This is a genomic window from Streptomyces cavernae (assembly GCF_004023625.1).
Lineage (GTDB): Bacteria > Actinomycetota > Actinomycetes > Streptomycetales > Streptomycetaceae > Streptomyces > Streptomyces cavernae.
The window spans coordinates 15,236-41,170 of record NZ_RPDJ01000023.1 but is presented as its reverse complement, the minus strand read 5'-3'; the positions used below and the strand labels follow the sequence as shown (position 1 = coordinate 41,170).

Below are 25,935 nucleotides of genomic sequence, written 5' to 3'. Positions count from 1 at the left end.
AGCGAGTCCGCTGTCTGGGTTACGGGTTGTTCTTCGGGGCGGAGCGACGGGCTCGGGCGGCGGTCCGACCGCTCCCGCCGCGGCCGGCGGCCCGGCGCCTGCGACTCCGGTCGGCGGATCCCCTGCTCTCGCTTCGTTCGGCGGCCGGCGGGGTGACGGTCACGGGCACCCCAGAGGGGGTCCGGGCGCCGGTTAGGCGATGCAACTCGGTTTCGCCCGGTCGGATCCGGACAGTATGCGGAGTGATGCCGGCGTCGGCCATCAGACGGTCCATCGCGCGCCGCTGGTGCGGCAGGACCAGGGTGACGACGGTGCCGGACTCGCCGGCGCGGGCGGTGCGGCCGCCGCGGTGCAGGTAGTCCTTGTGGTCGCCGGGCGGGTCGACGTTGACGACGAGGTCGAGGTGGTCGACGTGGATTCCGCGGGCGGCGACGTTGGTGGCCACCAGGACGGTGACGTGGCCGTCCTTGAACTGCGCGAGCGTCCGGTTGCGCTGCGGCTGCGACTTGCCGCCGTGCAGGGCCGAGGCACGCACACCGACGGACAGCAGGTGCCTGGCCAGCCGGTCCACCGCGTGCTTGGTGTCCATGAACATGATCACTCGCCCGTCGCGGGCGGCGATCTCGGTCGCGGCGGTGTGCTTGTCGGTGTCCTGCACGTGCAGCAGATGGTGCTCCATGGTGGAGACGGCTCCCGCTGACGGGTCGACCGAGTGCACCACGGGGTCGTGGAGGTAACGGCGCACCAGGAGGTCGATGTTCCGGTCCAGGGTGGCCGAGAACAGCAACCGCTGCCCGCCGGAGGGCACCTGGTCGAGCAGAGCGGTCACCTGCGGCATGAAGCCCATGTCGGCCATCTGGTCGGCCTCGTCCAGAACGGTGACGGCGACCTGGTCCAGCCGGCAGTCGCCCCGCTCGATGAGGTCCTTGAGGCGGCCGGGCGTCGCGACGACGACCTCGGCGCCGCCGCGCAGCGCGCTCGCCTGACGGCCGATCGACATGCCGCCCACCACGGTGGCGAGCCGCAACCGCAGGGCGCGGGCGTAGGGGGTGAGCGCGTCGGTCACCTGCTGGGCCAGTTCCCTGGTGGGTACGAGGACGAGGGCGAGGGGCTGCCGGGGCTGGGCCCGCTGTCCGTCCAGGCGGGCCAGCAGAGCCAGCCCGAAGGCGAGCGTCTTGCCCGACCCGGTGCGCCCCCGGCCCAGGACGTCCCGGCCGGCCAGCGCGTTCGGCAGCGTGGCCGCCTGGATCTGGAAGGGCACGGTCACGCCCTCGGCGCTGAGCGCGGCCAGCAGACGTGCGGGCATGTCCAGTTCGGCGAACGTCTCGACAGCCGGCAGCGGTTCGGTGAGAGTGACCGGCAGGGCGAACTCCTGCCGGCGGGTGCTGGAGCGTACTCCCTGGCCGCTCTTGCGCCCGGTGCCCGGACGAGACCCTTGCCGGCTCGCCCCCTGCGTACGGAAGCGGCTGCCGCGAGCGGAGCCTGTCGAGTGCTCGGAGTTCCTGTCCGCGCGGAAGCGGCCGGAATTGCCGCCGGTGCGGCGGGTGCGGTTCATGGGGAACCTTCCTCGATGCGGCGTATCGAGGAATTCCGGCCAGCGGCGGGCAGCCGCACGGGGATTCACAAGAATGAGCCGAAGAAAAATGCCAAAAGCCAGCCCTCTCGATACCGGAGCCCGAGCTGTCAAGGATCCGGTGAATCCGACAGGTCAGGGAGGGGCGAGAGAGCGGAAAGAGTGGGGGAAGCAATGAGCTGGGACCCGCACCCCAAGAGCGCGGGCCCCAGCCACATGTTCGCGTCAATATCAGGCGGGAATGATGTTCTCCGCCTGCGGGCCCCTCTGGCCCTGGGTGACGTCGAAGGTAACCTTCTGGCCTTCCTGAAGCTCGCGGAAGCCGCTGGTTGCGATGTTCGAGTAGTGGGCGAACACGTCAGCGCCGCCGCCGTCCTGCTCGATGAAACCGAAGCCCTTTTCCGCGTTGAACCACTTCACGGTGCCAGATGCCATATGAATCTCCCTTGGGGGGCAGTGCCGGGCTCCGCATTTTTACGGACCCGAGTCGCCGCGATGATCACCCCTCCGGAAAGATCCGGAAAGCCTGCAAAGAAACGAATCTCTGGTAACCAAAACTGCAACTGCTATCACGTTAACACAGGTCGGGCGGAAGCGGCCAAACGCTTTGGGGATCGCCCGGTAATTCTCATCCCGCTGGGGTCTGCATTTCTGTACTGGCGAGACTAGGTATCCGTACCCTGCTCGTCCAGCTTCCGGCACATTTCCCGGTTCAGCCGCACGGCGTCGTCGAGCTGGTCCTCGAGGGAGATGATGCGGCACGCGGCCTCGATGGGGGTGCCCTGGTCGACCAGCTCACGGGCGCGGGCGGCGATGCGCAACTGGCGGCGGGAGTACCGGCGGTGGCCGCCTTCCGAGCGCAACGGAGTGATCAGCCCGGCTTCGCCGACGGCCCGGAGGAAGGCAGGGGTGGTACCGAGAACGTCGGCGGCCCGCCCCATGGTGTAGGCGGGATAGTCGTCGTCGTCGAGGTTGTCGGCGAGGGCGTTCTCAGCGGGCATAGCACCTTCGTTTCGAGGACGCGGCGAGGGACCCGGGCGTGCGTGGCACCCGCGTTGTGAAGGATCAAGCACCGTCTGCCCCGTCCGCCCAACCCTAACTCCGACAGACGCGGACATGTGCCGTCGCCGGGGCAGATTTCCGCCGGGCCCTGCCCGGCGAGCCGCCGTACGTCGTCGTCGGCCACCGGTGACGCTGCCGAGCGCGTCCTGCCCGCCAGGCCCACGACGGCCGCGCCCGAACGGGCCGCCGCACGGGCCTCGACCGGGGCGTGGACCAGCGGCGTCACGGCTGCGTGTCCGGTTCGCCGTGCGCGGTGACGATGCAGCAAGCACTACGGCACGAATGCCGCGCCGCGGCACAACGGCACCACAGCACTACGGCACAACGGCACTCGTCGAAGAGCACGCGCGCTTACTGATGAGCGGTCAACGGTGCACGCTGGATGGCAGGTGAGACCGGTCGGCCGTCCCGGCAGCCGTCCCGGCCGTGGACTCCCGAGGCATCGCGTGCCTCATTCCGCGTCACCGTCCGTGCCTACGAGGGGACCGGTTTCGGAGAGCGTCAGCATCCGTGCGGCGGTCAGCGGGTTCTCGGGGTCGGCGGCGGCGGCCAGTAGCCGCGCGGCGTTTCCGGCGGTCTCCTCGGGCGGGACGACCAGAAGCACCCAGCGTCCCACGCCGGCGCAGTCCACGGTGAGGAGGTGTGCCTCGCTTCCGGGCCCGGCCGGTTCCACGGCGATCACCCGACCGGGTGCCATGACCGTGTTCGGGGCGTCGGGCCAGTCGGCGGGGTCCACGGTGACCCGCATCGGGGAGCCCCAGCCGGGGCCCAACGAGCCCAGGAGCGAGGGCAGTTCGAGTTCCAGCGCGTCGCACCGCGGCCACCAGGCCCCGTGCAGCGGGCCGTGGCCGACGCCCGGGGTGAGGGTCAGGCGGGGCAGGGGCATACGGTACGTCAGGTATGTGTGCGCGTCGGCCGCGGACGCACTTTCCGCCGGCGTTCTGGGTTCCATCGTGCGGTCCCGTCCCGGGAGCCGTTGGACGACCGCCCGTTTCGTCACTCGCCGGGAACGGCACCGCCGGTCGCGCTGCGCGAAAAGCTCTCGGTACGGTCAGGCTACCGTTGCTGAAGACTGAGCGGGAGTGAGTCCTGTTGCCAGGACGCATGCTCAGCCGAACGCTCCGAACGGTGTTGGGCGTTCTGGTCGCCCTCCCCCCAGGCCGGGGCGTCCCCCGCACGCACGGTCACCTTGTCCAGTCGTACGGGCAGCTCCGGCAGGAAGACGACCTCGCCCACCGGGACCTTCGTCCCGTGGCCGGCCTGGAACGCGCTGAGGGCGGTGTTCGCCGTGTCCAGTGCCTGACGCGCGGACCTGAGCCGCAGCTCCCGCAGTTCGGAGTTACGCGCGCCCCCCCCGTGTCCCGTGCCTGTCAAGAAGTGCGAGGCCGACGCGTTCGTCCAGACATAGGAACGCGAGCTGTCAGCCGATCCGTTCGATCCACTCGCTGCCGCCCAGCGGGTAGTCGTAGCCCGGGCGGTTGACGTTCGCACTGGTGCGGAACGGGGTGCCGTCGTTGTCGATGCGGATCGTGCCGCGGCGGCTGCCGCTGGACCAGTCCAGGGTGAGGTCCCAGCGAACGTCGTTGGCCTTCGTGCGGGCGGTGACGTAGAAGACCTCCGGGTCGGACTCGCTGACCTTGTACGGGAAGTCGCGCTGACCTCCCTTGACGGTGACCGTGGGACTGCCGTTGTCGAGGTCGATGTCGAACGACTTGGTCTCGACGCCACCGCCGCAGCCGACGCCCATCGCGTAGTCGTTCCAGGCGAGTGGCGCGCCCTTGGTGAGGACGCGTATGTGCAACGCCTCCAGTACGACGGTTTCCTCGCCGGTGCCCTGGACCGTGAGGGCGATCTCCTGTGTGCCCGAGGACACCGCCCCGTACGCGGCGGCCCAGCGCGGGGCGTCCTGCTCGTTCGCCGGCGGGCCGACCTGCTCGGGTTCGCTGTTGACGAGGAAGTGCTGGCTGCACGGGTTGTCGTAGACGTAGGGGCGGGTGCGGACAGTGAGCGGGGCGGCGCCGTTTTCGCTGTCGTCGGACCGCTGGTCCCCGCCCTGCTTGCCGCCGTCCTTCGAAGTGCCGGACCCGGCGCCCTCGGACCGGGTGGGGTCGGCGGAGGAGGCCGATGCGGGCGGCTTGCGCCCCCGCGCGCTCGAGGAAGGGGAGGCGGACGGCTTCCCGGCGTCCACCGTGCCGGTGATCGTGGGTGTGCCACCGGCCGCCTGTCGGTCGCCCGTGTCCTTTCCGCCGAACGGACTGACGGTGAGTACGACGGCTCCCAGCACGGCGACCACCGCGACGGAGGCGATCAGCACGGTACGGCGACGCCGTGACGGTGTTGGCTCGCCCGGCACGCCGACGACAACCAGCTCACCGTTCTCGCCCTCGCCCCGCCCGGGCGATGCCGGCGACCCCGGATCCACCGTATGGACCGTTTCCGCCGCCTCAGCTGCAGCAGCCGCCTCAGCGTCCCTGGCATCCCTCTCAGCAGCGGCACCAGAGGCGCCAGCGGCCTCAGCATCCGCAACTGCCGCATCAGGCACATCAGGGCCATCAGGAGCGTCAGCCGAACCGGCCCCCTGCACCGAAGCCGTCGCCGAAGCCTGGTCCGTCCTGCTCCCTCGAGCCGCGTCCGCCAGGATCCAGCGCCGGTGCAACTCCACCAGTTCCTGCGGCGTTGCCCGGCACACCCTTGCAAGGCGCTCCACCGGTGCGTACTCGGTGGGAACGGCTGTGCCGTTGCAGTAGCGGTGCAGCGTCGACGTGCTCATGTGCAGCCGCTTGCCGAGCGCCCCGTAGCTCAGTCCCGAGCGGTCCTTGAGCTCCCGCAGCAGCCGCGCGAACGCCTCCGTTCCGCTGTCCCCTGTTGCCCCTGGCACCCGTTCCCTCATCCCCTCGTGTTCCAGTCCCGCGTTCCAGGGCCTCGGTCTTCTCCCTGTTCAGAGCGCGTTTCTGTGTTCCAGCGTCCCCAACTGCCCGCCTTTCGTGGCGGCTGGGACAGATCGCACCACAAGCTTCGGTCATCCAATCACCACCCCACCCGAACACCGAAGGGGCCTGGCCACATGTTCAACTTCCGCACCTCTCGCACCCGTTTCGTCGGCGCCACCGCGACCGTCCTTCTCGCCGCGCTCTCCCTGACCGCGTGCAGCGACAACACAGGCGTCCAGGACGAGGGTGCACCGGTGGGCAACTCGTCGACCGCGAACTCCGCTTCCGGCGCTTCGTCATCCGGCGCTGCGTCCGCCGGCTCCGGCTCCGGCTCCGGCTCCGGCTCCGGCTCCAAGTCCTCCTCCCCGGAGGCCAAGCCCGCCACCGGCACAGCGGGGCACGCCGCGGGCACCTCTGCGGCGAAGTCGAAGGCGCCCTCGGCCGGCAAACCGGTCACCTGCGAGGGGTCCAACACCAAGACGGTGGCGGCCCCGCTGAACCGCCCCGTGAACCACATGCTGCTGACGGTGACCAATACCGGTAGCAAGACCTGCTTCCTCTACGGCTACCCGGCCGTCCAGTTCGGCGAGGCCCAGTCCGTGCCTCCGGTCATCGAGGACTCGCAGCCGCAGGCGGTCGTCACGCTCGCGCCGGGCGAGTCCGGCTACGCCTCGGTGAGCCTGTCCGCGACCGACGGCAGCGGCTCGAACGGCCGCACCGTGAACTCCCTGGCCGTCTACTTCAGCGGCCGCTCCGGCAACGAGAGCGTCGGCGCGGGCGCGCACCCGTCGCTGCCCGCGAAGGGTGCCTATGTCGACGACTCGCTCAAGGTCACGTACTGGCAGCAGTCGATGGATGACGCCCTTGCCTGGTGACGCCTGAGCGCGCGTCGAGAACCAGCCCACAGACCCGAGCAGGCAGGTGACCCACCATGAGCAGCACCCGCACACGCAGGATCTCCCGCTTCGTGACCGCCTACGTCGGCGCGGCTTTCCAGGTGATCGTCCTGGGCGGCGCGGGCCACCTGTCGGCGGAGGCGGGAGTCCGCAGGCGCCGGCACACGGCGTGAACACGACGACTGTGACGGCGTGCAGCTGATCACGACGTACGGCGGAAAGGCCCGGGTCTCCGACCTGGGCCTTCGTCATGGAGCGGGGACAGGACTCCGCGGACGCGGCTCGGTGTCCATGGGCCATGGCCCACAGCCCCATGGCCCACAGCTCGTCGAGTTCGTGACGGATGCGGTACGTGCGGGGCTGGACTGCTGCCGCACCATCGGCCATGATGACGCCGCCATGACAACAATGTCGGGATGGTGACCGTGCGCGGATCCTTCGTCAGGGCCACGCTGGCCGCCGTGTTCCTCCTGGTGCCCCTGGCGCCCGTCCCCGCGGCCGCGCAGGATCCCGCCCCCGAGACCGCCATGCCATCCGGCAGCACCGTGTCCGCCGCGGCCGCGGCGGACTGGACGGCACCGCTCAGCACGCGAGGCCGCTGGATCGTCGACGCGGACGGCGACCGCTTCAAGCTGCGGTCCGGCAACTGGCACGGAGCCAGCGGCACCTGGAACGGTTCAGGAAGCGCTGATGAGGACGCCAACCACCACGCGGGCGAGAACTCCGGCCGGATACCGCTCGGCCTGGACCGCGCCCCCATGGCCGAGATCATCGCCGGTTTCCGGGAGATCGGGATCAACAGCATTCGACTGCCCTTCTCCAACGAGATGATCCACGACAGCGTCCCCGTCACGGACGACGCCGTCGCCGCCAACCGCTCCCTGCGCGGCAAGACCCCACTCCAGGTGTACGACGTCGTCGTCCGTGAACTCACCGCCGCCGGCCTCGCCGTGATCCTCAACAACCACACCAACACGACCCGCTGGTGCTGCGGAGTCGACGGCAACGAACGCTGGAACGCGAGCCGTTCCACCCAGACCTGGGAGAACGACTGGCTCTTCATGGCCCGTCGCTACAAGGACAACAAGCGGGTCGTCGGCGCCGACCTCTACAACGAGGTGCGCCGCGACATCTGGAACGACCCCAACTGGGGCCTCGGTGACAACCACGACTGGTTCACCGCCTCACAGCGCGTGGGCGACCGCATCCTGACGGAGGCCAATCCCGATCTGCTGATCATCGTCGAGGGCATCAACTGGACCGGCATCCCCGTCGACGGCCTCCCGCACGAACGCCCCACCCTGGAACCCGTACGCCGCCTCTCGCACACGCTCGTCGACTCGGGCAAGCTCGTGTACTCCGCACACTTCTACGACTACACCGGCCCCAACCACAGCGGCGCCACCGGAACGGGCGAGACCACCGACCCCCGCTACCGCGACCTCACGCCCACCGAACTGATCGACGTGCTGAACCGCCAGGCGTTCTTCGTCACCGCGGAACAGGACCAGCACTTCACCGCCCCCGTCTGGATCAGCGAGTTCGGCATCGGGGGCCGCGCGGAGACCGGCGCCCGGCAGCGCGCCTGGTTCGAGAACTTCGTCGACCACCTGATCCGCACCGACGCCGACTTCGCGTACTGGCCCCTCGTCGGCTGGCACGAGAACCGCACCGGCAACGGCTGGGCGCTGCTGCACTGGGACGCGGCGGGCAACCGGATGGGCGTGTACGACGGTGACGACTGGCGTGCCACCGCGTGGAGCCGGCTCATCGGGGCCCAGGGCCGCACCGGCCGCGTCGGCCCGGTGACGGACTGGTCCATGCTCAGCCCCGACCACGGCGACTTCGTCGCATCGAGGCGGATGCGTGCCCTGCCCGACTGGGACTCCGGAGCCCGCAAGGCCGTCTGCCCGGACGGGCAGCGGCTCCTCGGCCTCAGCCACACCGGCAACCGCGGCCTGTGCTCGGACGTGTCCGCGGGCCCGGTGTGGGATCCGGCCGCCGGACACAAGGTGATCGTCGACGAACGGTACGTCACGCCGGGCCGGGACTGGGCGACCGGATACACCAAACTCCAGTGCCCCGAGGGCCACTTCATGACCGGCTACAGCGTCCGCGGCGCCGCCGTCTCCGCCGCCCTGTGCGTAGCCGCCCCGCCCGGCTCGATCGTCGGCACGAGCGGCCGCACCGTCTGGTTCGACCGCGGCGACAACAGGGGCTCGTCCCCCAAGGGCGGCGACTTCGCGCTCGGCCACTACAAGGGCCAGTGCGCGGACGACGAGTACGCGGCCGGGATCGCCGTCACGGGCCGTGTGGGCTCGTCGCGGACGCCCGACGCCCTGTACTGCCGCCAGCGGAGCTGATCCGCCCCACCTCGCTGCGGAGCGTGGCGGCGAGGGCGGTGAGCGGGGCCGGCGCGGACTATGGCCAGGGAAGGTCGGGCCGTGGTCAGGATTCGGCGGCGGTGGCCTCGGCCGCGGGACGGGTGGCGTCGGCGGGGCGGGGCACCACCGGCTCCCGCGCGGCGAACGCGGAGCCGGGCAGGGCGAGGGTGTGCAGCAGGCGGGCCAGGGCCGGGACGCGGGCCGCGCCCTGGAGGACGACGTAACCGATGAGCCCGCCGAGCGTGTTGACCATGAGGTCGGTGACATCGGTCAGACGGGCGTTGTTGCACACGATGTACATGAGGAGCTGGGTCAGCTCGATCGACAGACTCACCGCCGCCGTGACGGCCGTGACCCGCCCCTTCGACCCGGCCCGGGCCGACATCAACGGGAGCAGCATGCCGAGCGGGACCATCAGGATCACGTTGGCGACGATGCTGGGGTCGGGGCTGGGCGCCGGAATCCAGTTGATCTGGCTGGTCCAGGGCATCAGGTTGGCGTACTTGCCGTAGGTCACCACGATCGGGAAGAGCGTGAGGGCGAGGACGCCGGCGGCGTATCCGGCCGCCAGCAGGCAGGTCACGGCGTGCCCTCCCCTCCAGCCGGGCCTGCCCTGCCGGAGCCGGACGGCCATCAGCACGCCGAACGCGGCCAGCAGCGGCCCCAGCACGGTGGGGGCACCGATCTCGAAGTTGATGTCGCCCATGGGGAGTTGCTCCTCGGTTTGACGGGATTGACTGCCGGCGGCGTCCGGCGGCGAAGCCAACTCTCGTCCGCCGCACCCGGGCTGCGGATCTTGCGATAGTCAGATCTTTCGGTGGAGCACTACGACTTTCGGCCGACCTCCCGGCTACGCTCCCGGCATGAGGTCCTGGCGATCCTGGCAGTGGTCGTGGGTGCGCACGGCGGTGTGGCCCGTCGTGGGCGTGCTGCTGCTCTGTCTCGGTGGATTCGACTACCTGATCGGCGCGTTCGGTCTGCTGGGCCAGGCTTTCACCAGGGTCGACGCACACACGGCCGGTCCGCTGATGCTGGGCTCCGCGATGCTGTCGGCCGCCGCTCTCCTGCTCTGGCCCCGGCTGGGCGCCCGGGGCCTGCCGCTCGTGACCGGTACCGTGGCGGCGCTGTCGCTCGGCACGACGGCCTCCGTCCACGTCATCCGGGTGTTGTCCGTCCGGGAGGAGAACGGGTACACGCCCGTGGAGCCACCGGTCGGATTCACCGAACCGGCGGCGCTGCTGGGGTTGTTGACACTGACCGCATGGCGCGGCGCGCCGAGGTGGGCGGCTGTGGCCGCGCCGGCCTGCGTCGCGGCGATCGTCCTGCGCCCGCTGGCCGTCGAGATCGATCTGGGCAGCATGGTCCTGGCGTTCTTCTTCACCCTGGCGGCCGTAGCCGCCCTGGCCATCGGCCTGACCATACGTCTGGTCGTCGCGGACCGGCAGCGCAGGGAGACCGCCGTACGGCTGGAGCAACGCGCGGAGTTCGCCCGGGACCTGCACGACTTCGTCGCCCACCATGTGACGGGCATCGTCATCCAGGCACAGGGGGCGCGCTCGATCGCCGTCCGCCGCCCGGACCTGGTGCCGCCGGCACTGGAACGGATCGAGCACGCGGGGGCGGAGGCGCTTAAGTCGATGCGTGCGATGGTCGGGATGCTGCGCGACACCGCCCCGGCGGACGCGGGCGAGACCGGGGAAACGGTCACCGCCCCGCTCGTCGGCATGGCCGAAGTGCGTTCCCTCGTCGAGGAGTTCGCTCCGGTCGGCGGCGGCAGGGCGAGCCTGCGGACGGAGGGCGACTTGGAGGACCTGCCCGTGGAGGTGGTCACCACCCTGCACCGGGTGGTCATGGAGGCGCTGACCAACATACGCAAGCACGCCCGCGACTTCACCGAGGTGGAGGTGCGCCTGGTCCGCTCCGGGCCGCGGGTCACCGTGACCGTGAGCGACGACGGACGGTCCCGCGCCGGCCACCAGGCCCTCCAGGCACTCGGCGGTGGTTTCGGGCTGAAGGGGCTGGCGGAGCGGGTGGGCATGATCGGCGGCCGGGTCCAGTCGGGCCCCGCAGCGGCCGGGGGCTGGCGCGTCGAGGCGACGCTGCCGGTGGGCGCACGTCTGGACGCGTCCGTGGGAAGCGCGGCATGACGGGCCGGGCGAAGATCCGTGTGCTGCTGGCCGACGACCAGGCCATGGTCCGGACCGGCTTCGAGATGATCCTGGCCGCCGAGGACGACATCGAGGTCGTCGGACATGCGGCAGACGGCCTGGAGGCGGTGGAACTCGCCGAGCGACACCGCCCCGACGTCGTCCTGATGGACATCCGCATGCCCCGGCTGGACGGTCTGGAGGCGCTGCGCCGGCTGACCCGTCCCGGCCTGGTCGACCCCCCGAAGGTCGTCGTGGCCACGACGTTCGACGACGACGAGTACGTCCACCGCGCCCTGCGCGACGGCGCCTGCGGCTTCCTGCTCAAGGACTCCGGCCCCGCGCTGCTGGTCGAGGCGATCCGAGCCGCGGCGTCCGGGGAGGCCCTGGTCAGCCCGTCCATCACGCTTCGACTGCTCCGGGGCCTGCCGGCCCCGACCGCGCCCGCCACCCGGGAAGCCCGGTCGTCCGGTCTGTCGGCCCGCGAGACGGACGTGGTGCGGCTCGTGGCCAACGGCCTCACCAACGCGGAGATCGCCGCAGAACTGTCGATCTCCGTGGGCACGGTGAAGACCCATCTGGGCAACGTGCAGACCAAGCTCCCCGCCCGCAACCGCGTCGAGATCGCCGCATGGGCCTGGCGTTCGGGCATCGTCGACCGCTGAGGTCCCGACCTGCCCTGATCATGCCTGGCACCGCGGCCCCAGGCTCATGACCACCGGCCGGTACCCACTCGCGCTGCCCGCGCGGCTCTTCGGCCGCCTGGTGCCGGCCGCCGCCGGTGAACCGGCGCGGCACACGCCTCCGCGAGTCCATCAGGCATGGCGGGGATCAGCCATGGCGGGGCCGCAGGCCGTGGTGCCTGCGGCCCCGCTCGGGCGTTGGGGTCAGGACGGGTCGCCGTACTGGAGACCGCGTCCGTTGGTGCCGACGTAGACCCGGCCGAACGTGTCGGGGTCGCCGGTGATGACGCCGCTGCCGCCGATGCTGCCCCACTGGTGGGCGTCGTCGTTGACGCGGACCCACGTGGCGCCCTTGTCGGTGGAGCGGAAGACTCCGGTGACGTCCTTGATGGTGCCGATCAGGTACAGGGCCTGGTAGGAGGCACCCGAGGCGGCCTTGCCGAAGCCGAGGGCGGAGGCGGACTGCACCGTGGCGAGCGTGGTGAAGGTGCGGCCGCCGTCCGTGGAGTGCAGCAGCCCCTTGCCACCGCCGGCGATCCACAGGTCCCCGGCGATTCCGGGGACGGCCGTGAGCCGGCCGGAGGGCAGGTTGGTGGCGCGGGCGGTGAAGGTGGCGCCGCCGTCGGTGCCGGCGTAGAGCGTGCCGCCGGACAGGGAGTAGAAGGTCCCGGCCGAGGAGCGGTCGGCGACGACCACGGCGTCGGTGCCCAGGCCGCTGACCTTGGACCAGCTCGCCCCCTTGTCGGTCGAGCGGTACGGGGCCTGACCGGCCTCGGTCCAGACGATGGTGGAGCCGTCCGCCGAGAGCGCGACATGGCCGTCCTGGGCGCCGGCAACCGGCTCTGCCGTGAAGCCGTTCCAGGTGCTGCCGCCGTCGGTGGAGTAGGCGCCGTCCTGATCGCCGCCATGGCCGACCCGGACCATCATCGAGGGGTTGGACTGGGCGAAGTCGATGTCGGTGCTGTTGGTCATCATCGGGTTCTTCAGCCGCCCGGCGGGCACCTCGGTCAGGGAGTCGTGGCGGAAACCGCCCTGGTCGCCCATGGCGGTGACGACGCTGGCGCCACCGGGCGGGGCGATGGCGTCCAGCAGCGCGGTCTCCTCCAGCCCTCGGGCCCCCACGGTCCAGTGGCTGGTGCCACCGCTGTCGGTGGCGTTGGCGTCCTTGCTGCGCCAGATGCCGTTGCCGGTGCCGTACAGCACATGCCCGGAGTCGAAGGGGTCGATGGCCAGGGCGGTCATCCAGTGCCCGGTGTGGGTGCCGATGTAAGGAGCGGCGGAGGCGTCCCGCACTGACTTGTCGGCCAGTGCCTTCCAGGTCGTACCGCCGTCGGTGGTCCGGTAGATCTCGTCCTCGGGCCACCAGCGGTCGAGGGTGGTGACCATCACCGTGGACGGCTTCTGCGGATCGACGGCCAGACCGGAGAACCCGTAGCCGCCCTGGGACGGGGAGACGTTCTTCCACGCCCCGCCGGCCGGCGTGTACTTCCACACCGAGCCCGCCGTCGCGTCCATGGGTCCGATGCTGTTGCTGTACGTCAGGAACAGCGAGCCGTCGCCGGAGACCACGCCGTGCTGCGGCATCTGGCCGGTGGGCTGCCCGGAGACGGCCTGCCAGGTGCCGCCGCCGTCGGTGGAGCGGTACAGGGAGGTGGACTTGTCGTTGACGCCGACGTAGACCGTCTTGCCGTCGGAGGGACCGTAGGTCACGAAGGAGATGCCCGCGCCGCTGCTCGCCCCGTCCTTGACCGGGAACGAGGAGACCTGGTTCCAGGTCGCGCCGTGGTCGGTGCTGCGCCACAGGCCGTTCTTGCGGGTGCCCAGCAGCAGGGTGCCGTTGTCGGCGGGGTTGATCGCGAGTCGTTCGCCCGCGCCGCGGCCGGGCTCATTGGCGCCCAGCTTGAAGGGCAGGTTGGTGCGCTGGAAGGTGCGGCCCCGGTCGGTGGAGCGCAGGATCGCGCCGTTGCCCGCCCACTCGTTGGTGTAGGTGCCTGCCCCGAGGTAGAGCCGATTGGGGTCGACGGGGTCGGTGGCCACCGAGTCGATGCCCAGCAGGTTCCAGTCCTGCTCGCCGGCCCAGTCGGTCAGCGGGATCCACTGCTCGGCCGCGGTGTCCCAGCGGTAGGCGCCGCCCATGTCGGTGCGCGCGTACAGCAGCCCCTTCTCCCGCTGGTTGAACACCAGCCCGGTGACGTAACCGCCGCCCACCACCTGGGCGTTCTTCCACACATACGGTCCGGCCGCGGCCGTGGTCTGCGCGCTGCCGGTCCCGGACTGCGTGCTGCCGGTCCCGGACGACTGGGTCTCGGCCGTCTTCACCAGCTTCCACTGCTGGTTGGTGCCGCCGTGGCTCGGATACTGGATGACTGCGGCGCCCTGGGCCGTGGAGCCTCCGGAGACGTCCAGGACCTGGCCGCTCCTGCGAGAGGTGAAGGTGACGGCGTCGGCACCGCTCACATCGTCGATCCGCCACTCCTGGGAGGTGGCGGAGCTGTCGGTCTGCTGCTCGGCGGCGGCCGCCCGGGCGGTCGAGTCGCCCGCTATGCCCAGCAGTTTGCCGCTGTTGCGGTTCACCAGCTCGTAATAGCCGTCCCCGGTGGATCTCAGCTTCCACTGCTGGTTGGCGGTGTTCTGGTCGGTCCACTGCTGGATACGGGTGCCGTCGGCGGTGGAGAAGCCGTTGACGTCCATCACCTTGCCGCTGCGCACGGAAACCAGCCTGTAGTAGGCATCGCCGTCGACCGTCGCGGCCTGGGAGTCCTCCTGCGCGAACAGGAGGTACGGGACGACGGCGAGGGGCACGCCGAGCAGCAGAGCGGTGGCGGTCCAGCGACGGCGGTGACGCCCGCGGCGCCCGCCGTTCGTGGGGTTCTTCATGGGGAGGGGTTCTCCTTGCATGCCGTTCACCTGAGGAAGGGCGGATCCGGCCAGCGAGTTGGCCGGAATCCGACTCCTTGTGGTCACAGGCTCCGCAAAGGGTTGCCTCGAGCCGGGAAATTTCTGACGGGCAGGTCATGAACAGGTGTCCCCTCCGGGCGCCTTGGGACGGTGACGCAGGTTCACGCCGTGCCGGAGGCGGCCGAGGACACCGTGGGCAGGCGGTGAACGCGACGGCCGACGGGCGGCAGGTCAAGTCAGGTGTGCGGCTGCGCGTCCGGGACGTCTTACCTCCGTGACGAGGCGACCGAGGGCGGCGCGATGTCGTCTCGGTGACAGGGATTCCGCCCGGCCTGTAATAACCCGGCCGTCACGCGCATTCCTCAGTGACAGAGCCCGATACGAGGAGACGGCGCGTGACTCAAGTCCAACGCTTCCGGGACGTCTACGAGGAGTGCTATCCGCGTGTACTCGCCTACGCCACGAGCCAGGTGGGACGGCAGGTCGGTGAGGACATCACCAGCGAGACCTTCACGGTCGCGTGGCGGCGGATGTACGACGTTCCGCAACCCGCGTTGCCCTGGCTCCTGGGCGTGGCCCGCAACCTCGTGCGGGAGTTGCGTCGCCGGGACAGCCACCAGTACGCCCTCGCCGCCGAGGAGGCCCAGCGCATCAGTACCGGCGCCCGGACCGAGGCGCAGGACGTGGCCACGGGCGTGACCGACAGAGAGGCGGCGCTCCAGGCCCTGGCGAGCCTGTCCGGCGCCGACCGGGAACTGCTGACCCTGATCGCCTGGCACGGGTTGAGCCGCACGCAGGCCGCACACGTCCTGGGATGCACCACCGCGACCCTGACCGTCCGGCTGCACCGGGCCCGTCGTCGGCTGGAACGGGCCATGGAGGCCGTGTCCGCACCCCCCGCACCGTCAGTGCGCCGCACTGACGGCCGCACCGACCGCGAAGGAGCACTCGCATGAGGAAGACGTACGAAGGGTCCGCGCGGCGGCGCGACGTCATGAAGGCGCTCGCGGACGCCCGGCCCGCCGAGCTGGACCCGTCCCTGTTGGCGGGCTCCCGTCGGCAGCGCGAGGACCTGGCCCGGATCACGGCCGCCATGCAGGAGGGGCCCACCGGAGGCCCCCTGGCATGGCTGCGTCCCCGGCTCCTGCCGCTCGGGGCCGTCGCGACCGTGGCGGCGTCCGCGATCGTCATGGGCACCGTCGTCCAGCAGGAATCGCGCGGAACCACGAGCGCGCAGCCGGGCACCCGCCCGCCGTCGGCCACCGCGACGGGGCTGGACGGCCGTATGGAGCTGCTCGGCGCGGCGAAGGCGGCGGAGGCGGCGGCTGCCGAGGGAACGTACTGGCAGGTGACCACGCGGGCGGAGAACGTGGATGTCGTCGGTGAGCCGGGACGGCGCTTCACGGTGCGGACCACCGAGAAGCAGGAGTGGTCGGTGGGGGTGCGCCCGGGAAGCCAGAGCCTGATGGTCAACGGTCTGGACGCCGTGACCGAGCCCCGCACGGCGGCGGACGAGGAACGCTGGCGGGACGCCGGTTCACCGCGGCAAGTGGTGAGCCCGGCAGGGGCCGACGGTGGGATGAGGGTCGGGCTCACAATCGGAACCAGGCGGCCCATGGTCATGCGCACCGACCACGACAACAAGATCTACGCCCTCGGCCCGGACAACGTCTCGTACCAGGATCTGCGGCAACTGCCCACCGAAAGCGCGGGGTTGCGCCGACAGTTCGAGCGGCTGTACGAGCGGGACCGCGGTGCCGAGAACAGCGGCGACCGTACGACCTGGATGCTGCGCCAGGCGGCCAACCTCATCACCATGCCGGTGAAGCCCGGCACCCGGGCCGCCGCGTACCGCCTGCTCGCGGACTTGCCGGGCATCCGGGTCCAGGGCTCCGTCACCGACCCGCTGGGCCGCGAGGGCATCGGCATCACGCTTCCCGACAACCCGGAGACCCCGCTGGGGAGCGTGGAGGAGCGGCTGGTCGTGGACGCGTCCACCGGCGCTCTGCTGGCCGAGCTCACCGTCCTGGCCGAACCGTCGGCCACCGCGCGGCAGGCGGGGCTGGACGCGGGCACGACGGTGTCCTACTCGGCGACCACCCGGATGGAGTGGGCGCAGCGGCAGATCACCGTGCCGCAGAACGCCCGGCGCTGAACTCCCCCACGCGGGCCCGGCACCGCCCGGGCCCGTCACGGAAAACACACCCCCAGAAGGAGCGACTTGATGAGAACCCCCGCACAAGGGTCCAGCTCACGCGGCATCGGCGTGGCCACCGCACTCGCGGCCTGCGTCCTCGCCCTCACACCGTGGGCCGCCCAGGCACAGGCCGGGACGAAGGCCCAGGCACAGACCGGGACGAAGGCGCAGACGGAGACGCCCTGGAAGCTCGCGTTACCGCTTTCCGAGGCGGCTTCCATGCACTTCTGGGACGTCGACGCGAGGAGCAGGACCGACGCTTGGGCGGTCGGCCAGAAGACGAGGGCCTTCTCGGTGGAGCCGGTGGCCAAGCGCTGGGACGGCACGCGGTGGAGCGACGTCCAGCTCGCGTCGACCGGGGGCAGGCCCGCGCAATTGGAGAGGGTGGCCGCCTCCGGCCCCGACGACGTCTGGGTCGCCGGGACGTACACCGACGTGGGGATCCCCTCCGCCTCCTCGGCGAAGCTGCCGGACCGCCTGGCGGACCGCCTTGCGGGCCGTCCGGCCGACTCTCCGGCCGACCGGTCCCGCGGCGGCGACGCGCGTCCCGCGGCCGCCAGCCCCATCGTGCTCCAGCACTGGGACGGCACCCGATGGAAGCGGGTACAGCGTCCGGCACCCGCCGAGGGCTGGATCCGCACGCCCGTCGAACTGACCTCGTTGGGCCGGGACTCCGTGTGGCTGACCACCATGGACTGGAACCCGGTGACGAACGCGTACACCGGACAGCTGGAGCACTGGGACGGCCGCACATGGCGGCGGACGGCCCTTCCTTCGGCACCGGACGGCAGCCCGGTACTGCCCTGGGCCATCACCGGCACCGGCCCCGACGACGTGTGGGTCACCGCCGACGCCGACGCCGACGGCACCGTGACGCCCCTGCTCTACCACTTCGACGGCCGGCGCTGGACGGTGGACAGCATCCCCGTCCCTTACGAGTACGACGCCGGCTGGGTGGCCAACAAGGTCGTGACGACGAAGCGCGGAACGGTCCATGTGTTCGGCAAGACCAACGACCCGGTGGTGTCCGACGGGCTCCTGGCCGCACGATGGGACGGCCGCACCTGGCGGCCGGTCCCCGCGCCCGACGTCGAAGAGGTGAGCGCCTCGGGCACGGACGGCTCCGGAGCCGTGTGGATCGCGGGCTGGCCCGCGGGCGGCGGCCATGCGGTGCTCTCCCGCTGGGACGGCGTCTCCTGGACGAAGGAGCAACTTCCGGAGGAGATCACGGCCACCGTGGGCAGTTCACTCTCCGGAATCGACGGCGTTCCCGGCACCCGCGCCGTACTGGCCGCGGGAAACGTCGCCTGTGAGAGCACGACGGGCGCGTGCGGTCTGGTGGTTTCGCGCCAGGCCGGCTGACGGTCCGAGCACCCGGGAAGGCGTACTCGAACCGGCCCCCGTCCCTCACCGCAACACCCGCCTGTGGCCCGCGGCGTCCGCCGCGGGACACAGGCGGGCCGGCAACCGGGCCGACAACCGGGCCGGCGGCTGCGCATTCCCGGGTGCGGAGTTACCCATGTGCACAGATTTACGGATCTGGTTTTGCGTCCCTAGACTGCGTGCACTGTTGGGGCGCCTGCCGCGGGGGTGACGGCGGGACTCATTCTCCTGGGGACTTCATGCGCAAACTCGCTGTGGGCGCCGCACTCTCCGGCGCACTGGCTCTCGTCACCCTGACCGGCGCGGGTGCTCACGCGGACGAGATCTGGGGCGGTGACACCACCATCGTCGATGTCAACGTCAACGGTGGCAGGGACATCGCCGTCGGTACGACGAACACCGTTACGATCAAGGGCTCCGTGACGGTCACCGACCCGGACGGAATGGCATTCGCCCGCTGGGTCCTGTGGCACGGTTCGGACTACTTCGAGCCCGAGGCCTACTCGTTGCAGGCAGGGCGAACCTGCACGGACATCGACGCCACCACGATCAAGTGCGCCATCACGGCGACCATCGACCCCCAGGATCTCCCCGGGAACTCCGTCGCGGGCAAGTGGTACGTGGCCGTCGACGCCTACGACGAGGGCAACGGCGGCATCGCGGTCAACGCGTACACGACCGTCCACGTCAAGCGCTACTCCCGCCTGTCGGTCAACGCCTCGCCGGAACCCGTCACCAGAGGCAAGACGATCACCGTCACGGGCAGGCTCACGCGCGCCGACTGGGAGACGTTCGACTACCGGGCCTACCCCAACCAGCCGGTCAAACTGCAGTTCCGCAAGGCGGGCGCCAGCACCTTCAGCACCGTCAAGACGGTCTACACGAACAGCTACGGCAACCTGAAGACCACAGTCACTGCCTCCACCGACGGCTACTGGCGCTACTTCTTCCCCGGCACCACGACAACCGCCCCGGTCAAGGCCACGAGCGACTTCGTCGATGTGAAGGCGCCGTAGCGGCCGGGCGAGATTCACGCACCGGCTTGACCCGTTCGTCCAAGGCTGACCGACCCCCGCCAATCGGCGGGGGTCGGTCAGCCGACCGGAGGGGCACCTTCCGAAGCTCGCCGGATGGTCGACCGGCCCAGCCTCAGCAACGTTGTCCAAGTGACTGAGATCGAAAGCGCCAAGAAGGCGCCTCCCCGGCCCGTACCCGCACCCGACCTCGCACCCGACTCCGCACCCGACTCCGCACCCGGGTCCGCACCCGGGTCCGCCACGGCGACGGAACGCCCGGCGCCGATGGCACGGCTGGTCGGGGTGGACCTCGCCCGTGCACTGGCCGTGTTCGGAATGTTCGCCGTGCACGTCGGCCCCTTCCCAACGCCCGGGGGCGGCGTTGACGACTGGTTACTGGGCCTGGCGAGCGGCCGGGCATCGGCGCTGTTCGCCACCCTCGCCGGGTTCTCGTTGATGCTGATCGCCGGCCGCCGCGAGCCGAAGACCGGACTGGCCGGCCGGCAGGCGCGGGCCCGGATCGTGATCCGTGCCGTGATCCTGCTGGCGCTGGGCACCGCGTTGGCGATGACCAACTTCGGCGGCGCCGGAATCCTCAACTTCTACGCGTTGTACTTCCTGCTGGCCCTGCCCCTGCTGCGGCTGCGGGCCAGGACGCTCGCGATCATCGCGGTCTCGCTCGCCCTCGTGACGCCGCAGGTGGCGTTCGGCCTCAGGGCACTGCTCACCGAGTCGATCGTGAACACCATCGACTCGTACGACCCGATCGCGCGGCTCTCCGGCGTGGGCGTCCTCGACCTCCTGCTCACCGGCCTCTACCCGGCGATCACCTGGATGACGTTCGTGGTCACCGGCATGACGTTGGGCCGGCTGGATCTGACCTCCGGCGCGGTGCAGCGGCGGCTGGCCGTGGTCGGTCCCGCGATGATCGGGTTCGGGTACGGCGTCTCGTGGCTGGCGCTCCGGTTGTCCGGCGGCGCTCAGAAGATCATGGCCGCGATACCTGCCATGGAGGACCCCGGTGCCATGAAGGACCCCGGCATGGCATCGGGATCCTTCGACATGCCGGTCGGTGGTGATCTGTGGGGCCCCGACGCATGGGGGTTGCTGGCAGCCGAGCCGCACAGCGGTTCCACGTTCGACCTCATCGGCAGTATCGGGATCGCGATCACCGTGCTCCTGTGCCTGACGGTGGCGATGGACCGACTCCCGTGGCTGCGCCGGGCGGCAACTCCGATCATCGCCGTCGGCACCATGTCCCTGACCCTCTACGTGGGCCACATCCTCGTCATCCTCGCCCTGCCCGGCGAAGCCGCCACTCCGCCGCAATCCGCCTCCGCCGCGCTGCTGCTCTGGTTCATCGCCGGGGCCACCCTGTTCGCGGCGATCTGGTCTCGCTTCTTCCGCCGCGGACCGCTGGAGTACCTGCTCAACGGCGCCACCAAGCTGGCGAATTCCGTCCGATGAGCCTCGGACAAGCACCCCGGGGAGGTCAGCCCGAGTCGCAACCAGCAGCCAGGTCGGCCTTGTACGTGAAACGGGCGGGTGTCCCGCGAGGCCCGGGCCGGGTCCAGGCCGATCGGCCTCGTGGCATCAGAACCACCGGGAGATCATTCGTTATCTTTTCGTGACCGTCCGAGCTCATGGCCATCATTTGGAATGACCAGTTTGAACTGCCATGCATTCGGTACGAGAGCGGGAATCCGCACCGCCCACAGGCAGCGCCGCGGCATCCCACCGCGATGGCCGTACGCGCCCGCCCTCTCCGGGCGGTGGCCGCCACCGGCCCTCCCGCCGCCGGGGCCGTTCGAGTCGCCGGGCCCGTTCGACTCTCTGGGGGCGTTCGAGTCTCCAGGGCCGACGGGGCCGGACCTACCTGGTCGGCGCGCTGGTGGCCGCCGGCCTGCTCGGCTCCGCGGCGTACTTCCTGGACGGCGGACGAAGCGACGCGTCAAGCGCTGCGCCGCGCCCGCGGAGCACTGTGCACATCACCCCCACCCCCACGCCCAAGCCCACCCCCACACCCAAGCCCACATCCACATCCACACCCACATCCACATCCACACCCAAACTGACGCCCACCCCGACGCCGCCCCCGACGCCGGCCTCCACCAAGATCGACGTCCCCTCGACAGGCCCCGGCACGTTCGTCACCGCGCAGGCCAGTGGCGCGAAGGTCGGTCAGGGTAAGAAGCTGCTCCGCTACGTGGTGCAGGTCGAGACCGGGCTCGACATCTCGCCGGCCCAAGCGGCGAACGAGATCGCCGACATACTCGCCGCTCCCCGCGGCTGGACCCGGAACGGGGTCTCCTCGTTCCAGTTGGTGAGCGCGGGGCAGCCCCACGACCTCGTGGTGAAGATCGCGACACCGGGAACGGCGGACGCCCTGTGCTGGGCGGGCATTCGCCAGGACACGCAAGGCGAATACAACTGCGAGGTTCCCAACGGGGTGGTGGTGAACCTCAAGCGCTGGGTCGAGGGCTCGCCCACGTTCGACGGTCCCATCCATGACTACCGGGCGCTGATCATCAACCACGAGATGGGGCACTTCCTGGACTACACGCACCAGACCTGCGCGGGTCCCGGGCAGCCGGCCCCCGTGATGATGCAGCAGATCAAGGGCCTGCGCGGATGCGTCGCCAACGCCTGGCCCTATGACAAGAGCGGGAACCTCGTCTCCGGGCCGAGCGCGTAGTGGGCCCGCTGACGGTGCGCACCAGGAACGGGCCACTGTCTGGCCCAGGTCGGAGCGACCCTGGCAGCAGGCCGGAAGACCGGTGTTACAGCTTGGTCATCATCCGAGCCAACGGCCATCAACTGCGAACGCCAGTCTCGAACTCAGCACCAACCCCGTGGTCGTCAAGGCCGTCGGGCGACTCGCACGGTGCCGTGTGCCCGACGCGGCGACGCGGCGACGCGGCGACGCGGCTGCTCCCCATGTGAGCAGTGGGCAGCGCAGGGCAGCGCCTCAAGTTTTCAAGGTTCTCCGTGGCTTCCCCCTGGCTCGTCATGGGACCTCAACCTTCTCGATTCGATCGGACGGAATGAAATGTCTGGATCCCGCACTGTTCGGAAACTTGCCGTGGCATTGAGCCTGTTGCCCGTGTTGGCGGCTTGCGGGACGGGCGGCGAAAGTGCCTCCGCCGGGAAGCAGTCGGCCGGTTCGTCCGGGTCGTCCGGGTCGTCCGGGTCGTCCGGGTCGTCGGGACAACTCGACATTCCCGCCGACGCCAGCGAGGACCTCAAGAAGGAGTACCTCGTGGAGAACGCGATCGCTGCCTGCATGAAGGAGCAAGGGTTCCCCTACACCCCCCAAGCCCCCACGGATTTCAGGGACACCTACACCACCAGCGGGGCGGACTACGAGCTCACCAAGAAGTTCCGGCAGAAGTACGGCTTCGGCTACGCGGCGAGGGCGGTCTACCCCAACGATCCCCAGTTGTCGAACAAGGAGGCGAACGGGCCCTCGGCCAACGCGAAGTACCGCGAGACGCTCACTCCCGCGCAGCAGGCCGCCTACGAGAAGGCGCTGGGAGGTCCCCCGGACCCGAAGGTCGGCGAGAAGGATTGGACCGGTTGCTCGGGAACGGCCGACAAGAAGGTTTACGGCTCCACGTCGGTCCAGGAGCGGAGCGAAGCACAGGCATCAGAGAACCAGAGGAACGCGCAGGCACTCAACGGTGACCCGGAGTTGGTCGCCCTGGCGCAGTCGTACGCCTCGTGCCTGAGGAAGGAAGGCATCTCCGTCACGACCACACAACCGACCAACATCGCGGATGAGGTGAAGTTCCAGTCGGCCGACTCCGCTGCCGCCGGCGAAGGTGAGGTGGCACCCGACGCGGATGGGGGGAAGCCCGCGGGGGCCCCTTCCCCGAAATCCATGAGCAAGGAGGAGGCGCTGCCGCTACTCACCAAGGAAATCGAACTGGCGATGAAGGACCTGGAGTGCGGCAAGGACTTCCGGGCCGCCTACTTCCCGAAGTTCTTCAAGGCCCCGGGGTCCACCGGTGCCGGGTGATTCAGCACCGGAACCGGCCGAGCAGCCGTCCCGGCACCGGGTCAACGCCCAGTCTCGCGATCGAAGGAAGAGCATGTCCGAATCCCGCACCGTGGGCCCCGCCACGGTGAACCCCGACGGGACTCGCGTGGTCCCGAAGGGTTCGTTCCACGGAGGTGCCGGGTGAGAAAACCCCGGAAAGGTGAGAGCAGCCGCCCCAAGCAGCTGGGGATCATCGTCACCGTGGTGGCCCTCGTGGGCGTGGGCGGATGGTTCGCCGGATCGCAGATGCAGTCGCCGGCGGATGCGGCCGCCGCACGTCAGCCACCGAAGGCCGGACCGGTCACCGTCGCGGTCGAGCAGCGGTCCCTGACCGCGAGTGTGGTGGCCCAGGGCTCGGTGGAGTTCGCCTCACCGCAGGATCTGGCCCTGGCCGGGGCCGTCGGCGCCCCGGATTCCGGCTCCGGGGGTTCCGGGGCCGACGGTGCCGTCGCCCAGCGAGTCACCAAGGCACCGGTCGCCGGCTCGGTGGTGAAGGAGGGCGACGTGCTGATGCAGCTGAGCGGCCGACCGGTGCTCGTGCTGCGTGGATCCGTTCCGATGTACCGCACGCTGGGTCCCGGCACGTCCGGAGACGATGTCAAGCAGCTCCAGCGGGCCCTGAACCGGCTCGGCTTCAACTCCGGTGGGGTCACCGGGCAGTACGGGCAGGGGACCGCAGCGGCGGTCAGCCGCTGGTACAAGAGCAAGGGCTATCAGGCGCAGGAGCCCAGCGTCGCGGACAAGCAGCAGCTGGGAACGCTCGAAGCGGGTGTGACCGCCGCGCAGCAGGGTCTCCTCGCGGCCCAGAACTCGGGCGGCGGAACGAAGGGGACCGGCAGCGGCACCGACACCGCTGGCGAACCGAAGGGGACCGGCAGCGGCACCGACACCACTGGCGAACCGAAGGGGACCGGCAGCGGCACCGACACCACTGGCGAACCGAAGGGGACCGGCAGCGGCACCGACACCAGTGGCGAAGCAGGAAGGCTGGAACGCAAGGCGGCACAGCAGCAGTTGGACGCGGCCAACGCGGCGCTCTCCGCCTTCCGGGCCGGCTACGGAACCAAGATCCCCGCAGGTGAGGTGGTCTTCCTGCCGGAACTGCCGGCCCGGTTGGACAAGGTGTCGGTGAAGGTCGGTGACACCCCGTCCGGACCTATCGGCACGGTGACCAGCTCCAAGGTCGTGGTGCAGGCCGTGGTGCAGGCCAACGATGCCAAGTTGCTCCACAAGGGCATGGCAGCGCAGGTGGAGACCACCGACGGCAAGAAGGTGCAGGGGGAACTGGTGGCACTTGGCAACGATGTGCCGAAGAACGAGTCGGCAGACGGTAAAACCCCATCGGGGACATCGGATGGCGCGAGCGATGGCTCGTCGGCTCCTGTACCGGTGCAGATCGCCATCCCCTCGGGGAAGTTGACCAAGAACGCCGACGGATCCGCGAAGGTGACCATCAAGGTCGGCTCGTCGGACGGTGAGGTGTTGACGGTCCCCATCGCCGCGCTCCACACAGCGGCCGACGGGCAAGCCAAGGTGCAGATCCGGCGCGGCGGCAAAGTGGTGGATGTCCCCGTCAAGGCGGGTCTCTCCGCGGAGGGGCAGGTGGAGGTCAAGCCGTCCGGTGACGCCCTGAAGGCGGGCGATCAAGTGGTGATCGGGCAATGACCGGCCTGCCGACGTCCGTCCCGCCCGACGACGACACGGTCATCGTGCCCCGTGCGGACGCGGTCATCGTGCCCGACGCGGACACGGTCATCCAACTGGTATCCGTCGACCGGACCTTCGACTCCGAACCGCCGGTACATGCCCTGCGGGACGTGAACCTGACCGTCCGGCGCGGCGAGCACCTGTCGATCGTCGGCCCGTCCGGTTCCGGCAAGTCGACGCTGCTCAACACCCTGGGACTGCTGGACCGCCCCACCTCGGGTGCCTACTGGCTCGACGGGGTGGAGACCAACACGCTCGGCGACCTGGAGCGCACCTCGCTGCGCGGCAGCCGGATCGGATTCGTCTTCCAGTCCTTCCATCTGCTGCCCTACCGGACGGTGGACGAGAACGTCATGCTGGCCGAGGCCTACCGTCGGCCGCGCCCCGGGCGCGGCCGTGCCGGCCGCCGCGCCAGGGCCGAGGAGGCGCTGGAACGGGTGGGCCTGGCGCACCGGTTCGGCTTCCGGCCGGACAGGCTCTCCGGTGGTGAAAGGCAGCGTGTGGCGATCGCCCGAGCGCTGATGAGCGAGCCGGCTCTGCTGCTCTGCGACGAGCCCACCGGCAACCTCGACAGTGAGAACACCGAGTCGGTGCTGGACCTCTTCGACCAACTGTCGCAGCAGGGCATGACCCTGGTCGTGATCACCCACGAAGAGGCGGTCAGCAAGCGGGCCGACAGGCGGGTAAGGATCAGCGACGGACGGCTCACGGAGGAGAGCCGATGAGGGCCCGCTCACGCGCCCTGGATCCGGCGGCTCCGGTGGATCAGACAGAACCGGCGGATCCGGCGGCCCCGGTGGATCAGGCAAAGCCGGTGGATCCGGCGGCATCGGTGGATCAGGCAGAATCAGCCGACCCGACGGCCCCGGTGGATCGGGCAAAATCAGCCGACCCGGCAGAACCGACCGATCAGGCGGAACGGATGGATCAGGCAGAACCGGCCGATCCACCGCTCGCCGACCGGGACAGCGGCAGACGGCTCACCGCTCGCCGGGGACGTGCACGGCGCCGCGGGAAGGC

22 protein-coding genes are annotated in these 25,935 nt (G+C 70.3%); 14 read left to right on the top strand and 8 right to left on the bottom strand.

The annotated features are described in order from the left end of the window. Positions 1-19: 19 nt before the first annotated feature. From EF387_RS29770 to EF387_RS29745, 6 genes are all read right to left on the bottom strand, one after another. A complete protein-coding gene (locus EF387_RS29770; protein ID WP_128379730.1) occupies positions 20-1,555 on the bottom strand; it encodes a DEAD/DEAH box helicase in 1,536 nt (511 codons plus the stop codon). Positions 1,556-1,804: 249 nt separating this feature from the next. Next, the gene (locus EF387_RS29765) at positions 1,805-2,008 is read right to left on the bottom strand and encodes a cold-shock protein (RefSeq protein ID WP_128379729.1); all 204 of its coding nucleotides are present in this window, start codon (positions 2,006-2,008) and stop codon (positions 1,805-1,807) included. 230 nt (positions 2,009-2,238) lie between these two features. Then, positions 2,239-2,574 (bottom strand): helix-turn-helix domain-containing protein, encoded by a 336-nt coding sequence (locus EF387_RS29760; RefSeq protein ID WP_128379728.1) that lies wholly within the window; start codon positions 2,572-2,574, stop codon positions 2,239-2,241. A gap of 512 nt (positions 2,575-3,086) precedes the next feature. After that, a complete protein-coding gene (locus tag EF387_RS29755; RefSeq protein WP_238431778.1) occupies positions 3,087-3,587 on the bottom strand; it encodes a DUF5994 family protein in 501 nt (166 codons plus the stop codon). A 104-nt stretch (positions 3,588-3,691) separates the two neighbouring features. Then, a complete protein-coding gene (locus EF387_RS29750; protein WP_128379727.1) occupies positions 3,692-4,009 on the bottom strand; it encodes a hypothetical protein in 318 nt (105 codons plus the stop codon). A 46-nt stretch (positions 4,010-4,055) separates the two neighbouring features. Next, positions 4,056-5,525, bottom strand: coding sequence for a helix-turn-helix domain-containing protein (locus tag EF387_RS29745; protein ID WP_420802639.1), 1,470 nt, complete (start codon positions 5,523-5,525; stop codon positions 4,056-4,058). 174 nt (positions 5,526-5,699) lie between these two features. Between EF387_RS29745 and EF387_RS29740 the strand changes: the two genes are divergently transcribed. The 3 genes from EF387_RS29740 (at position 5,700) to EF387_RS29735 (ending at position 8,824) form a co-directional block, all read left to right on the top strand. After that, the gene (locus EF387_RS29740; RefSeq protein WP_128379725.1) at positions 5,700-6,440 is read left to right on the top strand and encodes a DUF4232 domain-containing protein; all 741 of its coding nucleotides are present in this window, start codon (positions 5,700-5,702) and stop codon (positions 6,438-6,440) included. Positions 6,441-6,496: 56 nt separating this feature from the next. Further along, positions 6,497-6,634, top strand: coding sequence for a hypothetical protein (locus tag EF387_RS46780; RefSeq protein ID WP_155589791.1), 138 nt, complete (start codon positions 6,497-6,499; stop codon positions 6,632-6,634). Positions 6,635-6,877: 243 nt separating this feature from the next. Further along, entirely contained in the window at positions 6,878-8,824 is a 1,947-nt protein-coding gene (locus EF387_RS29735) for a glycoside hydrolase family 5 protein (protein ID WP_128379724.1), read from the top strand. Positions 8,825-8,909: 85 nt separating this feature from the next. Here the strand turns inward: EF387_RS29735 and EF387_RS29730 are convergent, their stop codons facing one another. Then, positions 8,910-9,551, bottom strand: coding sequence for a VanZ family protein (locus tag EF387_RS29730; RefSeq protein ID WP_128379723.1), 642 nt, complete (start codon positions 9,549-9,551; stop codon positions 8,910-8,912). 157 nt (positions 9,552-9,708) lie between these two features. On the opposite strand from EF387_RS29730, the gene EF387_RS29725 reads away from it, so the two are divergent. Next, on the top strand, positions 9,709-10,992 hold the full coding sequence (locus EF387_RS29725) for a sensor histidine kinase (protein WP_128379722.1): 1,284 nt from the start codon (positions 9,709-9,711) through the stop codon (positions 10,990-10,992). Continuing rightward, positions 10,989-11,657: a response regulator gene (locus tag EF387_RS29720; protein WP_128379721.1), complete on the top strand. Its 669-nt coding sequence runs from the start codon at positions 10,989-10,991 to the stop codon at positions 11,655-11,657. Before EF387_RS29725 ends, EF387_RS29720 begins: the two co-directional genes overlap by 4 nt. Before the next feature lie 222 nt (positions 11,658-11,879). Here EF387_RS29720 and EF387_RS29715 read toward each other — a convergent pair whose 3' ends face one another. Further along, positions 11,880-14,552 (bottom strand): RICIN domain-containing protein, encoded by a 2,673-nt coding sequence (locus tag EF387_RS29715; protein ID WP_128379720.1) that lies wholly within the window; start codon positions 14,550-14,552, stop codon positions 11,880-11,882. 416 nt (positions 14,553-14,968) lie between these two features. Between EF387_RS29715 and EF387_RS29710 the strand changes: the two genes are divergently transcribed. From EF387_RS29710 to EF387_RS29670, 9 genes are all read left to right on the top strand, one after another. Beyond that, a complete protein-coding gene (locus EF387_RS29710; protein ID WP_128379719.1) occupies positions 14,969-15,529 on the top strand; it encodes an RNA polymerase sigma factor in 561 nt (186 codons plus the stop codon). Next, the gene (locus tag EF387_RS29705) at positions 15,526-16,728 is read left to right on the top strand and encodes a CU044_5270 family protein (protein ID WP_128379718.1); all 1,203 of its coding nucleotides are present in this window, start codon (positions 15,526-15,528) and stop codon (positions 16,726-16,728) included. The genes EF387_RS29710 and EF387_RS29705 overlap by 4 nt, the downstream gene beginning before the upstream one ends. A 69-nt stretch (positions 16,729-16,797) precedes the next feature. Beyond that, a complete protein-coding gene (locus EF387_RS29700; protein WP_238431777.1) occupies positions 16,798-18,132 on the top strand; it encodes a hypothetical protein in 1,335 nt (444 codons plus the stop codon). A gap of 260 nt (positions 18,133-18,392) precedes the next feature. Next, on the top strand, positions 18,393-19,169 hold the full coding sequence (locus tag EF387_RS29695) for a calcium-binding protein (RefSeq protein WP_128379717.1): 777 nt from the start codon (positions 18,393-18,395) through the stop codon (positions 19,167-19,169). Positions 19,170-19,319: 150 nt separating this feature from the next. Continuing rightward, complete coding sequence (locus EF387_RS29690; RefSeq protein WP_128379716.1) at positions 19,320-20,636, top strand: DUF418 domain-containing protein; 1,317 nt, start codon at positions 19,320-19,322, stop codon at positions 20,634-20,636. Positions 20,637-21,150: 514 nt separating this feature from the next. Further along, on the top strand, positions 21,151-21,864 hold the full coding sequence (locus EF387_RS29685; protein WP_338058138.1) for a DUF3152 domain-containing protein: 714 nt from the start codon (positions 21,151-21,153) through the stop codon (positions 21,862-21,864). Between the two features lie 564 nt (positions 21,865-22,428). After that, positions 22,429-23,187, top strand: a complete 759-nt coding sequence (locus EF387_RS29680) for a hypothetical protein (protein WP_238431775.1) — start codon at positions 22,429-22,431, stop codon at positions 23,185-23,187. Between the two features lie 162 nt (positions 23,188-23,349). Continuing rightward, on the top strand, positions 23,350-24,873 hold the full coding sequence (locus EF387_RS29675; RefSeq protein WP_238431774.1) for a peptidoglycan-binding protein: 1,524 nt from the start codon (positions 23,350-23,352) through the stop codon (positions 24,871-24,873). Next, complete coding sequence (locus EF387_RS29670) at positions 24,870-25,640, top strand: ABC transporter ATP-binding protein (protein ID WP_128379713.1); 771 nt, start codon at positions 24,870-24,872, stop codon at positions 25,638-25,640. Before EF387_RS29675 ends, EF387_RS29670 begins: the two co-directional genes overlap by 4 nt. The last annotated feature ends 295 nt before the right edge of the window (positions 25,641-25,935 follow it).